The sequence below is a fragment of the Rhodococcus sp. BP-316 genome, from assembly GCF_019836105.1.
Taxonomy (GTDB): Bacteria; Actinomycetota; Actinomycetes; order Mycobacteriales; family Mycobacteriaceae; genus Rhodococcoides.
Genome location: NZ_JABUEE010000004.1, coordinates 280,116 through 293,977 on the forward strand (window position 1 = coordinate 280,116; position 13,862 = coordinate 293,977).

Annotated in this window: 16 protein-coding genes and 1 tRNA gene; 7 read left to right on the forward strand and 10 right to left on the reverse strand. The window is 67.9% G+C overall.

What is annotated here, in order from left to right; translation table 11 throughout:
* Nucleotides 1-117 precede the first annotated feature (117 nt).
* A complete protein-coding gene (locus HQ312_RS09840) occupies nucleotides 118-1,209 on the reverse strand; it encodes an XdhC/CoxI family protein (RefSeq protein WP_261782225.1) in 1,092 nt (363 codons plus the stop codon).
* 114 nt (nucleotides 1,210-1,323) lie between these two features.
* Between HQ312_RS09840 and HQ312_RS09845 the strand changes: the two genes are divergently transcribed.
* A tRNA-Arg gene (locus tag HQ312_RS09845) sits at nucleotides 1,324-1,399 on the forward strand.
* 6 nt (nucleotides 1,400-1,405) lie between these two features.
* On the opposite strand, the gene HQ312_RS09850 is transcribed toward HQ312_RS09845, so the two are convergent.
* The gene (locus HQ312_RS09850) at nucleotides 1,406-2,044 is read right to left on the reverse strand and encodes a YoaK family protein (RefSeq protein WP_027505624.1); all 639 of its coding nucleotides are present in this window, start codon (nucleotides 2,042-2,044) and stop codon (nucleotides 1,406-1,408) included.
* A gap of 40 nt (nucleotides 2,045-2,084) precedes the next feature.
* On the opposite strand from HQ312_RS09850, the gene HQ312_RS09855 reads away from it, so the two are divergent.
* Nucleotides 2,085-2,504, forward strand: coding sequence for a DUF732 domain-containing protein (locus HQ312_RS09855; protein WP_222638467.1), 420 nt, complete (start codon nucleotides 2,085-2,087; stop codon nucleotides 2,502-2,504).
* Here HQ312_RS09855 and HQ312_RS09860 read toward each other — a convergent pair.
* Nucleotides 2,468-4,033: an AMP-binding protein gene (locus tag HQ312_RS09860; RefSeq protein WP_222638468.1), complete on the reverse strand. Its 1,566-nt coding sequence runs from the start codon at nucleotides 4,031-4,033 to the stop codon at nucleotides 2,468-2,470. The two genes, HQ312_RS09855 and HQ312_RS09860, sit on opposite strands and share 37 nt — an antisense overlap.
* A gap of 66 nt (nucleotides 4,034-4,099) precedes the next feature.
* Here HQ312_RS09860 and HQ312_RS09865 point away from each other — a divergent pair, with 66 nt between their 5' ends.
* Nucleotides 4,100-4,876, forward strand: coding sequence for a LuxR C-terminal-related transcriptional regulator (locus tag HQ312_RS09865; RefSeq protein WP_027505622.1), 777 nt, complete (start codon nucleotides 4,100-4,102; stop codon nucleotides 4,874-4,876).
* Here the strand turns inward: HQ312_RS09865 and HQ312_RS09870 are convergent.
* Nucleotides 4,865-6,043 (reverse strand): winged helix DNA-binding domain-containing protein, encoded by a 1,179-nt coding sequence (locus HQ312_RS09870; RefSeq protein WP_222638469.1) that lies wholly within the window; start codon nucleotides 6,041-6,043, stop codon nucleotides 4,865-4,867. The genes HQ312_RS09865 and HQ312_RS09870 overlap by 12 nt on opposite strands.
* A 241-nt stretch (nucleotides 6,044-6,284) precedes the next feature.
* Here HQ312_RS09870 and HQ312_RS09875 point away from each other — a divergent pair, with 241 nt between their 5' ends.
* Complete coding sequence (locus HQ312_RS09875) at nucleotides 6,285-6,944, forward strand: excalibur calcium-binding domain-containing protein (RefSeq protein ID WP_222638470.1); 660 nt, start codon at nucleotides 6,285-6,287, stop codon at nucleotides 6,942-6,944.
* A gap of 34 nt (nucleotides 6,945-6,978) precedes the next feature.
* Here the strand turns inward: HQ312_RS09875 and HQ312_RS09880 are convergent, their stop codons facing one another.
* Entirely contained in the window at nucleotides 6,979-7,221 is a 243-nt protein-coding gene (locus HQ312_RS09880; RefSeq protein WP_222638609.1) for a hypothetical protein, read from the reverse strand.
* Between HQ312_RS09880 and HQ312_RS09885 the strand changes: the two genes are divergently transcribed.
* Entirely contained in the window at nucleotides 7,220-7,426 is a 207-nt protein-coding gene (locus tag HQ312_RS09885; RefSeq protein WP_261769331.1) for a PASTA domain-containing protein, read from the forward strand. The genes HQ312_RS09880 and HQ312_RS09885 overlap by 2 nt on opposite strands.
* Before the next feature lie 174 nt (nucleotides 7,427-7,600).
* Here HQ312_RS09885 and HQ312_RS09890 read toward each other — a convergent pair whose 3' ends face one another.
* Genes HQ312_RS09890 through HQ312_RS09900 form a run of 3 tightly spaced genes read right to left on the reverse strand, consistent with a single transcriptional unit; the run spans nucleotide 7,601 to nucleotide 10,224 of the window.
* Nucleotides 7,601-7,849: a hypothetical protein gene (locus HQ312_RS09890; protein WP_027505620.1), complete on the reverse strand. Its 249-nt coding sequence runs from the start codon at nucleotides 7,847-7,849 to the stop codon at nucleotides 7,601-7,603.
* Nucleotides 7,850-7,860: 11 nt separating this feature from the next.
* A complete protein-coding gene (locus HQ312_RS09895; RefSeq protein ID WP_222638471.1) occupies nucleotides 7,861-9,072 on the reverse strand; it encodes an acyl-CoA desaturase in 1,212 nt (403 codons plus the stop codon).
* 30 nt (nucleotides 9,073-9,102) lie between these two features.
* Nucleotides 9,103-10,224: a ferredoxin reductase gene (locus HQ312_RS09900; protein WP_222638472.1), complete on the reverse strand. Its 1,122-nt coding sequence runs from the start codon at nucleotides 10,222-10,224 to the stop codon at nucleotides 9,103-9,105.
* A 202-nt stretch (nucleotides 10,225-10,426) separates the two neighbouring features.
* On the opposite strand from HQ312_RS09900, the gene HQ312_RS09905 reads away from it, so the two are divergent.
* Nucleotides 10,427-11,104, forward strand: coding sequence for a TetR family transcriptional regulator (locus HQ312_RS09905; RefSeq protein WP_222630139.1), 678 nt, complete (start codon nucleotides 10,427-10,429; stop codon nucleotides 11,102-11,104).
* 20 nt (nucleotides 11,105-11,124) lie between these two features.
* On the forward strand, nucleotides 11,125-11,934 hold the full coding sequence (locus tag HQ312_RS09910) for an alpha/beta fold hydrolase (protein WP_222638473.1): 810 nt from the start codon (nucleotides 11,125-11,127) through the stop codon (nucleotides 11,932-11,934).
* Here HQ312_RS09910 and HQ312_RS09915 read toward each other — a convergent pair.
* Complete coding sequence (locus tag HQ312_RS09915; protein WP_222638474.1) at nucleotides 11,931-12,527, reverse strand: GyrI-like domain-containing protein; 597 nt, start codon at nucleotides 12,525-12,527, stop codon at nucleotides 11,931-11,933. The genes HQ312_RS09910 and HQ312_RS09915 overlap by 4 nt on opposite strands.
* On the reverse strand, nucleotides 12,524-13,855 hold the full coding sequence (locus HQ312_RS09920; protein ID WP_235578968.1) for an MFS transporter: 1,332 nt from the start codon (nucleotides 13,853-13,855) through the stop codon (nucleotides 12,524-12,526). Before HQ312_RS09920 ends, HQ312_RS09915 begins: the two co-directional genes overlap by 4 nt.
* Between the last annotated feature and the right edge of the window lie 7 nt (nucleotides 13,856-13,862).

Here is a 13,862-nt window from a genome sequence, read left to right on the forward strand (position 1 = left end):
AGCACCTACGGGACGTAGTAGACGCGCAACTCACACGTCACCCCCTCCGGCGAGTACGCCGGAAACGTCGTGATCCTCCGTGCTGCAGCAGCAGTTCGGACGTACTCGCGAGGGGCGTCAGTGGTGAATGCGTCCCTCGCGCTCCCCCAGCGGCCGTCCGTTCCCGCCCCACCGCCTCGCGACGATCTCCGCCGCGATCGACACCGCCGTCTCCTCCGGTGTCCGGGCGCCGAGGTCGAGCCCTATCGGGGACGACAGTCGCGCGAGCTCGTCGTCGCCGATTCCCACCTCGCGCAGTCTCGCGACCCGATCGTCGTGGGTTCGCCGCGACCCCATCGCACCCACGTAGCCGACGCGGGGCAGCCGCAACGCCACCTCGAGCAGCGGCACGTCGAACTTGGGGTCGTGGGTCAGTACGCAGATCACGGTGCGCTCGTCGATCTCACCCTCGGCCTGCAGTCGCCCGAGATACCGGTGCGGCCACTCGACGACCACCTCGTCGGCCGTCGGGAATCGCTCGGGTGTCGTGAACACCGGCCGCGCATCGCAGACGGTCACGCGATAGCCGAGCAGCGCACCCTGACGCGCCACCGCCGACGCGAAGTCGATCGCACCGAACACGATCATGCGAGCACGGGGAGCGAAGGAGTTCACGAACACCGTCATTCCCTCGCCACGCCGCTGACCGTCGGGGCCGTAGTGCAGGACATCGGTGCGGCCCGCTTCGAGAAGACCACGGGCGTCGTCGATCACCGCGGCATTCGCGCGGGGCGACCCGAGCGTGCCGGACGCCGCCACCGGGTCGACGACCAGGCGAGAACCGACCCGCGCAGCATCGGGGTGCTCGATGACAGTGGCCACCGCGACCGGCCGGTGCTCCGCGATCGCCGACGCCACCGCACCGAGCTCCGGAAAGGAGGATCGGGACACGGTCTCGACGAAGACGTCGAGGATGCCCCCGCAGGTCAGACCCACCGCGAACGCATCGTCGTCGCTGACTCCGTAGCGATGCAGACCCGCCTCACCGTTCTGCGCGGCCTCGTACACCGCGCCCTCGACGCAGCCACCGGACACCGACCCGACGACTCTGCCGTCCGCGAGCACAGCCATCGACGCACCCGGCGGACGCGGTGCCGATCGGAACGTGCGCACCACGGTGCCCACGCCCACGGACTCCCCCGCGCGCCACGCCGCGAGCACCTGGTCCATCACGTCCTGCACGCCTGCTGCCTTCCCTCGGAGCGAGAAGTCTAAGCCGCACCTCCGGCCCGGGCAGGGCGCAGCGCCTCGCTACACTCGACGGCGCATCGGACACCGATGCACGCCTCCGTAGCTCAGGGGATAGAGCAAGGGCCTTCTAATCCCTTGGTCGCAGGTTCGAATCCTGCCGGGGGCACCACGGCGCTCATTCGCCCATCGAGAAGACGACGACGGCAGCCACGAGCACCGCGATCAGCGCCACCACGGGTGCGCCGAGTCCGACGATCGCGAAGGCCGCGGCGCCGAGAATCGCTCCGCCCGCGAGCGCAGCCCACATCAACAACGGGCGGACCCAGGATTCCGAGCTGCGCCCCTGGATCCGAGCGGCGATCGTGCGTGCCATGGTCACGAGCGTCCCGGTCATGTACGTGAGGCTGATGCCGCCGTCCCGCTCGAACACCGCGTTCTCGGCGCCCATCGCTGCGGCCACGATCAGTGCGGACACCAGGGTGGCGCCGCCGCCGAGGTGCACGACGCCGGCCGCCGCCAGCAGTACCGCGACGAGCAGGAGGACGACGGTCTTACGACGCCGGCCGGCGAGGTCGCCGACGAGCGACCCGGTGACGACCCCGCCCACGAACGACACGATCACCACGAGCCCGACGGACGCCGCACCGAGATGTCCCGCAGTGAGTTCGACGGCCGCCCGAGTGGTGTTGCCCGTCATGAAGGAGACGAAGAAGCCGCCGAGAGCGAGGAAGCCGACGGCGTCGACGAAGCCCGCCACAGCGGCGAGACCCAGCGCCACGTGGGCATCGCGGCGGCGGTCGTGGGTGCGCTTCACGCGGTCATTGGATCACCATGAGAGCGGTAACGTCGCACCGGTGACCCGCCGCACCGCTACCCTTCTCCTCCTCGCGACTCTGAGCGTGGCGGGGTGCGGCGGTGACCCGGCGACACCCCCGGCCGACGACCCGGCTCCGGCGACCTCGACGTCCGAGGCGCCCAGCACGCCGTCGGTGGCCGGTCCCTCCGTGCCGACGGGGCCCGAGGCCGTCGCCGCGGACGACCTCTTCATCGCAGGGTTGGACAGTGGCGCCATCGAGTACACCGACCCGGAGACGATGAAGATTCTCGGACGCGGCATCTGCGCCGAACTGCAGCAGGGGCAGCCGGTGATCGCCGAGGTGGACGCCGTCACGACGGGCAGCCGCGGCAAATGGGACGAGAGCGCCGCGGGCGCCATCGTCGGTACCGCGATCGGCGCCTACTGCCCCGAGTTCCGAGCGCTGCTGCCCGGCTGACGGCTCCGGCGCAGCAGGAAGCGCTGCACCTTGCCGCTGGGCGTCTTGGGCAGTGCGTCGACGAAGTGCACCGTGCGCGGGTAGGCGTGCGCGGCGAAGTTGGACTTCACCAGCTGCTGCAGCTCGGACTCCAACTCGGCGGTACCCGAGACGCCCTCCGCCAGAACGACGTACGCCTCGATCACCTCTCCGCGGATGTCGTCGGGTTGGCCCACCACCGCCACATCCATGACCGACGGGTGTTCCACGAGAACGCTTTCGACGTCGAAGGGCCCGATCCGGTAGCCGGCCATGACGATGACGTCGTCGTTACGCGCGGAGAAGAAGTAGGAGCCGTTCTCGATGCGTCCGGCATCGCCCGTCAGGTACCAGGACCCGTCGTCGGTGAACCGTTCGGCTGTCTTGTCGGGAGCGTCGACGTATCCGGTGAACCACATCAGCGGGCTGCCCGCCACCTCGAAGCCGATCTGATCCTCGACGACTCCGGCGGTGAAGCCCGGCAACGGCTTTCCCATCGACCCCGGGATCAGCGGCTCACGCACCGCGTCGTGCCAGGCGTTGACGATGACCATCCCGTGCTCGGTCTGGCCATAGTGATCACGCACCGGCACGCCGAGCGCCGACTCCGACCACACCAGAACGTCCGGCGTCAGCGGCTCCCCCGCCGACGACGCCCGTCGCAACGTGATGCCACCGACCGACGGGTCCTTGCTCAGGCTCCGGTACACCGTCGGCGCCGCCGCGAAGTTGGTGACCTCGAACTTCTGCATCACCGCGACCGTGAGCGCGGGGGTGAAGCCGGCATGCAGCATCAGGCTGCGACGGCCCATCGCCATCGGGCCGAGAATGGCGTAGTAGAGCCCGTAGGCCCAGCCGGGGTCGGCGGCGTTCCAGAAGACGTCGTCCTCGGACACGTCCAGGCCGTAGGTCATGTAGGCGACGAACGACGCCAGCGCCGACACGGGCACCGGCACGCCCTTCGGCTTTCCCGTCGTGCCGCTGGTGAAGAGCTGGATCATCACACCGTCGCCGCCCACGGCCACCGAGGCCGCCATCGGCTCGTGCTCACGAACCAGAGCGTCGAAGCCCTCCCCCGTCTCGATCACCGTGATGCCCTCGATCGAGTCGAGCTTCTCGCGCTGGTCGGTCTCGGTGATGACGACGCGCGCCTGCGCGGCCTCGACGCGCATCGCGATCGCCGGAGTAGCGAAGGCGGTGAACAGCGGGACGTGCACCGCGCCGAGTCGCCAGAGCCCGAGCAGGGCGACGACCAGTTCGAGCCGCTTGCTCATCAACACTCCCACGCGGTCACCCCGGCCGACGCCCATCTCGGCGAGGCCCGTCGCGAATCGCGCCGACAGCTCGTGCAGCTCGCCGTAGGTGAGGTCGCGCGCCGTGAGATCGCCTTCGATGAAGGTGAACGCGATCGCCGCCGGGTCGTGGTCGTCGCACAGCAGGGCGGCGAGGTCGGCGTCGGCGGATCCGTAGGTCGCCAGCAGGCGTGCGACATCGTCGGTCAAGGTCGTCATGGTGAGAGTGTGGCGCGGAACACTCGCGGCCCGATACCCTCCGAAGAGGGTAGGAAGACGGAGACCATGATCGACACACATTTCGACGCCGCCGTGGACCGGTTGCGCGCCGGTTCGGGCGTCACGCTCGCTTTCGGCGGAGTCATGACCGCGGGACGGCGATTGACGCTGCGCCATTTCGCCGGGCAGTCCGTCGGGGCGCTCGACGGTGTCGAACTCGAGGCAGGTCACGGTCTCGGCGGCAAGGTGTTGCAGGTCAATCGCACCGTCGCGCTCGACGACTACATGCGGACTCCGAAGATCAGCCACCGATACGACGCCATCATCTCCGCCGAGGGCCTGCGCGCCATGATCGCCGCCCCCGTCGTCGTCGGGCGGACAGCCGTCGGCGTGCTCTACGGCGCGATGCACACGGCCGGCCACATCGGGGATCGCGTGCTCGACGTGCTGACCCTCGAAGCGGGGGTTCTGGGCCAGGACCTCGCCGTCGACGAGGCGCGGCGCGATGCCGACCGGCTGCGCGAGGACGTCCGTCAGACGTACACGCGGCTGCGGGCGGTCGCGGCACGGTCGGACGCACCCGAGCTCACGTCCGTGCTCGACTCGATGCGCGCCTTCCTGGAACCCGCCGCACCGATACCGTCCGCTCCGCACGTGACGGCCCGCGAACGGGACGTGTTGTCGCTGGTGGCGCTGGGCCGGTCGAACATCGCCATCGCCGAGGAGCTCGGCCTCACCGTGTCCACAGTCAAGAGCTACATGAAGTCGATCATGGCCAAGCTCGACGCGTCGACCAGACACGAAGCCGCGCACGCCGCCCGGCGTGCAGGCCTAGTTCCCTGATCCTGTCCGCAGCGCCTTCTCGAGCGGAGTCGGAAAGGTCGGGGTGATGGACGCGCCGTCGAGATGGGCCTCGAGACGTACAGCTTCCGCCGCGACCTGCTCCTCGTCGGCCTTCTCGAACAACCGGAACACCACCTCACCGGCGCCGCGTACGGCCCAACCGCCGACCACCCGGCCGTTCGACCACACCGTGGGGCCGACGTTGCCGAACGTGTCGAACAGATCCGGTCGGTACTCGTCCGGCAGGAACCATCGCCGATCCTTCCACCCCATCGGCGTCGGATCCAGCGCGGGCAGCAGCGCCACACCCCCGTCGGCACCGCTGATGTCGCTGCCGCGCAGCATGATTCCCCCACCCGACGACAGCTCGACCTCCTCGACGTCGAGAGCGGCGAGGGCTTTGACGGTGTGACCCTTGTTCCATCCGGTCCACCACTGGAGGTCCTCGGGAGTCGCCGGACCGAACGCCTCCAGCCAGGTGCGCGCCAGGCGAACTCGCGCATCCGCCTCCTCGATCGGCGGCACACCGTCGGGCCACCACGCGCTCACCGGTGCCCACGTGTGGTGGCGCGAGGTCCAGTTCCCCCGCGGTTCCACGCGCACGATGCGCCCCTCCGCCGACAGCAACGTCAGCAGCGACGACGTCACGTAGCGACGGACGTCGTACTTCTTGTCCGTGGTCGGGAGGAACGCGGTGCGCAGTTCCGGTACGGCGGTGGACAACTCGGCTCCCGTCGCGGTGCCCGACGCAGCCAGTGCCGCATCGACACCCGACTCGAGATGGTCGAGGAACGCCGGCACATCATCGATCACCGGGTCGGTGGGCAGGGTCGAGAGTTGCTTCGCCAGACGCGTTCTCAGGGTTCTGGCCACCCCGGCGCTCGAACCGGACTGCACGACGGGCATGAACTGCTTGTCGATGACGAAAAGGGTGCGGCGCATCGCCATGACCCGCACCAGCGAGCGGCGGGTGTACAGAGCGTCGCGCACGTCGTCCAGGGTCGCGGTGGTCGATCGCGCCAGAACCTGCAACGACACGCTCGCCGCATCCGTGGCGTGGAGCGCGACGATGCGCTGGACCACGTCCTCGGGCGTCAGCGACGACCCCAGACCCACGGCATGCCGGTGCACCAGGATCTTGCGCCGCTCCTCGTCCGTCACCTTCATCGGGACAGTGTGACCGACCCCGCCGCCGTGCGCACCCAAGCCGCGCGTTGCTCCGTTTGGGCTCCGCTCCGGGGGTGCTCACCGCGCGCACCGCCCGTCGCTCCGCGCCCTCCACACCCTGCGCGCTCCACCGCGCGCTGCGCCCGGCAAAGTCGCAAACCTCGCGAAAGCATCCTCTCGAACCCCGCGGTCTGGTTACTATCAGCCGTTCTTAAACACCCCCTTAGACCGAGGTCCCTCAATGAAGCGCTTTATTGCCGGTGTCGGCGTGGTGTCCTGCGGCGCCGTCGTCGTCGCCCTTGCAGCAGCCGCGCCCGCGTCGGCCGATCCTGCTCCGACCCTTCCGTCCGCGTTCGTGACCGAGGTCGTCGACGGCGACTCTGTTCGCGTCGTCGACGTGACCCGCGGTGCGATCACCGTGCGAATCGCAGGAGCTGACGCTCCCGAGCTGAACGAATGCTACGGACCCCAGTCGCGGGACTTCGCGCGATCCGCACTCGAGCGGCAGCTCGTCGCCGTGATCGTCGATCCGTCACTCGGCGGTGCCGACGCCTCTGGAGAGCTTCCCGCCTACATAGTTCGCGTGGACGGGTGGAATCACAACGTGGAAGCCACCCGCGCCGGCGCCGCAAGGGCGAGCGGAGAGGTGTCGCGCTCCGCGGAAATTCGAGATGCCGAGAACGGCGCTCGCCAGGTCGGTGCAGGCTTGTGGTCGGCGAACTGCGGTACCCCGGCACCGCAACCCCGTCCGCAGGCAGCACCTCAGCCGAGCGGCGTCTACTACGAGAATTGCGACGATGCTCGAGCACGTGGCGCAGCACCCGTGCTGCGCGGTCAGCCCGGCTACCGCGCCGGGCTCGATCGCGACAACGACGGTGTCGGCTGCGAGCCGACGCGATGACACTCGACAGGACGAGACGGCCTTCGAGGCGTGGTCACGCGGCAGTGCTTGCGTTCACGGCGATTTCGGCACTGATGATCACGGCGTGCGGCAGCGAAAGCGACTCCGGAACCACCACCACGGTCGAAACATCGACAGAGACGGTCACCGTTGAAGCGACAGCGTCACGCGTACCGGCCACTACTTCAGCGGTGGCGGAACCTCCCGCAGTGGTCACATCTGCTCCAGCTCCCGCACCTGTGGCAGCGCCGGCATCCATGCCGGCGGTGGTCTGCATGAACTTGCAGGACGCTCAAGATCTGATCCAAGCCGCCGGGGTCTTCTACTCCAGAAGCGACGATGCGACCGGCGCCGGCAGGAATCAGGTCCTCGACGCGAACTGGTCGGTGGTGGCACAAAGCCCGGAGCCGGGCGCACTGGTCACCGAGGGGGAAGCGGTGTTGTCGGTGGTGAAGCTCGGCGAACCGGGCGACTGTTCCTGACGGAACCCACCACCGCGCGCACCGCCCGTCGCTCCGCGCACTCCACACCCTGCGCGCTCCACCGCGCGCTGCGCCCGGCCACCGCAGAGCGCAACGGCAACGACCGAGCCGGCACCCCATACGACAACGGCGCCGCACCCGTCATGGGTGCGGCGCCGTTTGTGAGGCTCCGGGTCAGCGACCGTTCGACCGCCTGGACGATTCCTCGAAGTCCCCCTCGATCACCTCGAAGGTGCGCGTGTCGGACTGTGCCCGGCGCGACGCTTCCCTCATCTCGATGCCGTCGGTGACGAGGTCACCGATCTCGCGGGTGACGTCGCGGACTGCCGTGGCGATGATGACCGCGATGCGTCCGACGTGGGTCGCCGCGGACTCGGTCAGTTCCTGCACGGTGTCCTTGTTGCGTTCGAACTTGCCGACCATGGCACTACCTCTCAGGCTGCAGCTTTTTCGCGCTCGATGATCACACCGGTCACCTTGTCCACACCGGTGAAACGGTCAGGAAGGGCGAGTCGGAAGATCTTGCCCCACACAGTACCGATCTGATGGAAGAAGCCACCAGTGTTGTACGGAAGGCCGTACTCCTCACAGAGCGCCTTGACCTCGGGCGCGATCTGCGGGTAGCGGTGCGCGGGCAGGTCGGGGAAGAGGTGGTGCTCGATCTGGTGCGAGAGGTTGCCGGACATGATGTGGAACAGGTCGCCACCCTCGATGTTCGCGGAGCCGAGCATCTGACGCACGTACCACTGGCCGCGGGTCTCCTGCGCGGTCTCCTCGACGGTGAACGTCTGCACGCCCGTCGGGAAGTGGCCGCAGAAGATGATCGAGTAGGCCCACACGTTGCGGACGATGTTGGCGGTGAAGTTGCCCACCAGCGTCGGGACGAACATCGGCCCGGTCAGCGCGGGGAAGACGATGTAGTCCTTGAGGACCTGTCGTCCGGCCTTCTTCCACCAGCCCTCGAGCAGGGGCTTGACGTCGTGCCATTTGCGCTTGCCCTGGATGACGTTCTCGGCCTCCAGGTCGTGCATCATGACGCCCCACTCGAAGAAGGTCATGAGCAGGAACGCGTAGATCGGGTTGCCCAGGTAGTACGGGTTCCACTTCTGCGCGCTGTCCATCCGCAGGATGCCGTAACCGATGTCGCGGTCCATGTCGAGGATGTTGGTGTACGTGTGGTGCATGTAGTTGTGCGAGTGGCGCCACTGGTCACCGGGGCAGGTGTTGTCCCACTCGAAGACCTTGGAGTTCAGGCCCGGCTCACGCATCCAGTCGTACTGGCCGTGCATGACGTTGTGACCGATCTCCATGTTGTCGAGGATCTTCGACAGGCTCAGGGCGCTGACGGCGGCGATCCAGGCCGGCGGGAAGAAGCCGAAGTACATCAGTCCGCGACCGGCGACCTCGAGTCCGCGCTGCGCCTTGATGATCTTGAAGATGTAGTCGCGGTCCTCCTGACCCAGATCCGCGACGGTGCGGGCGCGCAGGTCGTCGAGCTTGCGCCCGAGTTCCTCCACGGCTTCGTAGCTCAGGACGACAGGTCCGTCGGTTCCCGGCTCGTCCATCACGTCGACGCCGGACGTCGTGGTGTCGGGCGCCGAGCTGGAACCGATGAACGGGAGAAAGGACAGTGAGAGTCCGAACATGGTGACCTCCTCTTCGAGTATGTGGATGGGTCAGACGTCGATGTCGACGTCGCCCACGGGGACAGAGATGCAGAGCTGGATTTCGTTGTCCGGATCGGAGTCGAGCTCACCGGTCTTGACGTTGCGGGTGCATCCCGACTTCTTGATTGCCGTGCAGGTGAAGCAGATTCCCATCCTGCAGCCGAATTCCGGTGTCAACCCGGCATTCTCGGCCTGCTCCAGGAGGGTGGCGCCGTCGTTCTCCGCCTCGACGGACGAACCCGAGAACGACACGGTTCCCGAGGCATCCCCGTCGACGACCGGAACGGCGGTGACGAACTCCTCCGAGAACAGCGACTCGGCGAGTCCGAGGTCGTCGAACACCGACCTGACACCCTTCATCAACCCGGGCGGACCACACAGGAACGTCTGCGCCGAGGCGTGCCAGGGTGCTGCGGCGTTCAGGTGCTCGGTGTCGAAGAATCCGTGCAGATGACCACCGTTCTGCTGATCGGTGTACGCGTACAGAACGTCCACGTTGTCGTTCTCGGCCGCGATGCGGTCGAGTTCGGCGCGGTAGCAGACGTCGTTCTCCGTGTAGGCGTAGTGCAGGAATGCCACGCGTCCGGTGTACCCCTCGTGCACCAGCGTGCGCAGCATCGACATCACCGGGGTGATGCCGCTTCCACCACTGATCAGCAGAACGTGGTCCGGCCGCGGGCTCGGGAGCTCGAAGGTGCCCGTGGCCGGCGCGAGATTGACCACGAGACCGGGCTTCGCCGAGGCGACCAGGTAATTGGACACGATGCCGTCGGGCTGAGCCTTGACGGTGAGCTCGATCGTGTCGTCGTCGGTTCCGGCGGTACCTGCCGGGGAGTAGCAACGCGTGTGCCGGACGCCGTCGACCACGACACCGATCTGCACGAAGTGGCCGGCGGAGAACCCCTTCCACTGCCACGTGGGGCGCAGCGTCAGCGTGACGGTGTCGGCAGTCTGGTGACGGACGGCCACCACCTCGGCGCGCATGTCGTCGACAGTCATCATGGGGTCGACGAGTTCGAGGTACCGATCGACCGCGTGCGGCGTCGTCAGCGTCTCGAGCAACCGGGGCCGCAACCTGGACAGCAGCGAACTGCGACGGCCGCGCGATGTGGGGGTGGTGGCGATGCTCAAGTCGTCCTCCTCGAATGACGGGCCGGTGACCGGATCACTTCTCCAGTGCACACTCGTTCACTGGAACCGAGTGTGACAGCCCGTACCGGCAACTTTCAAGGCCAATGTGACGACGGACACGTACCGTGAGCAGCAGTGACCCGCCAGGCTCTCGCGCGGCGGAAGTGCACACCCATACACCGATGTCGGTTAATGTCGAGGAATGTCCGAGAATTCCGTAGGTTCCACGACGGCCAGCAGGGCCGAACGCAAGGAACGCACCCGGCGGGCACTCGTGGACGGAACGCTGGACGCCATCGCGGACCGCAGTTTCTCCAGCGTGAGCCTGCGGGAGGTCACGCGCGCGGCGGGAATCGTGCCGACGGCGTTCTACCGCCACTTCGCGTCGATGGAGGACCTCGGAGTCGCGGTCGTCGAGGACAGCATGCGCGTCCTTCGCAAGATCCTGCGCGACGTCCGTCGTCACCCGTCCGCGGACAACGCGCGCGAGTCGCTCGAACTGCTGGTGGGCGAGATCCGCGAACACGACGTCCAGTTCCGCTTCCTCATCCGCGAGCGGTCCGGCGGGGTGGTGGAGGTCCGGCGCGCGATCGAGACCGAACTGCGAATGATCGTGCACGAGCTCACTCAGGACCTGTCCCGGATCTCCGCCCTGTCGTCGTGGCCCGGCGATGATCTCGAGATGGTCGCCGACCTCATCGTCAACACGATGCTGGCGACGGTGGTGGACCTGGTCGAGGTGACGCCCGCCGGCGCGGCCGAACGCGACATCGTCGAACGCGCGCTGTCCCAGCTGCGCGTGATCATGCTGGGAATGGGCCAGTGGCAGCCTCGGAACGTCCGCGGCGCACGGACGTCGGCAGCCGCCCTCGGAGCGTGAGGACCCGATAGCCTTTCCCCATGCAGATCTCAGTCGGTGACCTGACCTTCGACGCGGACCGCTACGGAACCCCCGGCGACCGCCCGGCCCTTCTCCTGCACGGTTTTCCCGAGACGTCCGCGAGTTGGCGCGACGTGGCGATCCGCATGGCGGACGCGGGCCGCGACGTCGTCGTGCCGAACCAGCGCGGGTACTCCCCCGGTGCCCGTCCGACCGGTACCGACGCTTACCGCATCGACCTGCTGGTCGCCGACGTCATCGGAATGCTCGATGAACTGGGCTTCGCGGCAGTCGATCTCGTGGGGCACGACTGGGGGTCGATCGTCGCCTGGTACGTCGCGGCGCTGCATCCGGATCGCGTGCGCACCCTCACCGCAGTGTCCGTCCCGCACCCGGCCGCCTTCGGATGGGCGATCCGCGAAGACGAGGACCAGAAGAAGCGCAGCGAGTACATGACTCTCTTCCGCCGGCCCGGCAAGGCGGAGGATCTGCTGCTCGAGGACGACGCCCGCCGGTTGATCGCCATGTTCTCCGGTGCCGCCGATCCGACGATCGTCTCGCAGCATCTTCCGGTGGTCGGCCGGCGTGAGACGCTCACCGCCGCGCTGGAGTGGTACCGCGCCATGACGCGCGACTTCGCGGATCTCCCGTCCGTCGAGGTGCCGACCACCTACGTGTGGGGTAACCAGGACACGGCGGTCGGCCGCGCCGCCGCCGAGCGGTGTGCCCAGCACGTCACCGGCCCGTACGAGTTCGTCGAGTTGAGTGTCAGCCACTGGGTGCCCGAGGACGATCCGGACCGACTGGCGGACGAGATCCTCGCGCGTTAGCGCGTGACCGGTTGTCGCAGAATCGTTCTCAGTTTGCCGGCCACCACACGCCGTGGGTCGCCGAGATAGATCTCGTGATGACGTCCCGTCATCCGGAGCGAGTGCGCCGGGACGACGACGTCGTGCATGTGCGCGAGCACCGGCGCCTCGTCGTCGTAGGACCCGACGTGCAGCGTCTGCACGCACAGCCCCTCGTCGAGACGTCTCAGGCGCACGTCGCCTGTCCGCGGGCCCGCCTTCTGTTCGCGGACGGCCTCCAGATGCTCGGCCGTGATCCAGTCGGGGGTCATGATCATCGCGGTCCATCGCCATCGCGACGGGTCCCGCTCGCGGGTGAACGACGCCCAGTCGTCCGCCCACCACAGCGCTTCGAGCGGCATCACCACGTGGTCTCTGCCGAGTTCACGCTTGCCGAGGAACTTCAGGCCGTACGCGAGCGGATACAGAGACGACACCGCGTCGGTCCAGGCGGTCGTGTTCGGATCACCGTCCCCGTCGATCGTGAGGTACTGCAGGGGCGGCACCTCGACCACGTCGAACACCCCGAGTCGAGCGCTGTACGTCGCGATCTCCTTCTTGTGGTCGACCTTCACGCCGCCGCGTCCCTCCCCCGATCACCCTCGGGTGCCGCGACGCGGAGCAGGGCCAGTAGCCCGGCCGCCAGCACCAGCACGATGCCGATGATGCCGGCCCGATCCGCGTCGAAGAGGAAGACGAAGAGTCCGAAGAGGCTCGGAGCGAGGAACGAGACCGCGCGTCCCGTCGTGGCGTAGAGGCCGAACATCTGGCCTTCCCGGCCGGGCGGGACTATGCGGGTCAGGAAGGTGCGCGACGCCGACTGTGCGGGTCCGACGAACAGGCACAGGATCAGTCCGAAGATCCAGAACATCAGGGGACCCGAGACGGCGAGCAGGACCAGCCCGGCGACGATCATCGACACGAGCGAGACGACGATGACGAGCTTGGGCCCCAGCACGTCGTCGACACGCCCCGCGACGACGGCGCCGAGTGCGGCGACGACGTTGGCGGCGACCCCGAAGAGCAGCACGTCGGCACTGGAGATGCCGTACACGGTGACGGCCAACACCGCTCCGAAGGTGAAGACCCCGGCCAGACCGTCACGGAACAGAGCGCTCGCGACGAGGAACCACACGGTGCGGCGGTCGGTGCGCCACAGCTCGGACACGTCGCGCCACAGCACGCGGTACGACTCGAGGTAGCCGGCTCGCGCGGCCGCCGCCTCGGGGTCGGTGACGGGGAGTTCGGGAACCGCGAAGAGCACGGGAAGCGAGAACACGAGGAACCACACCGCCGCGAGCAGCGCCACGAGCCGGATGTTGAGGCCGTCCTCGGTGGTGATGCCCAGCAGGCCCCGCTCGTCGCCGTCGCCGGCGATGAACCCGAAGTAGCACATCAGCAGCAGGACGATGCCGCCGAAATAGCCCATCGCCCAGCCGAATCCGGACACCCGACCCAGATTGTCGGGCGTCGAGACCTGACGCAGCATCGCGGTGTAGGGCACCTGCGCCACCTCGAAGAGCACCGAGGCGACGGACAGCAGGATCAGGCCCAGCCACAGGTAGTGGTAGTCGTCCTTCACGAAGAACAGTGCCGCCATGCACACGACGGTCGCGGTCGACAGTACGAAGAGGAGCCGTTTGCGGCGACCTCTGGCATCGCTGCGCTGACCGGAGACGGGAGCCAGGACCGCGACCAGAACTCCGGCGATGCCGAGCGACCACCCCAACCACGACGTGGCGGACACTCCGCCGGGCAGATCGGCACCCACCGAGTCGGTCAGGTACACCGAGAACACGAACGTGAGGATCACGGCCTGGAAGGCGGCACCGCCCCAGTCCCAGAAACCCCACGCCAGCACCTGCTTCTTCGTCACGACACCGGGCGCGCCCACGACCACCATGTCTCGC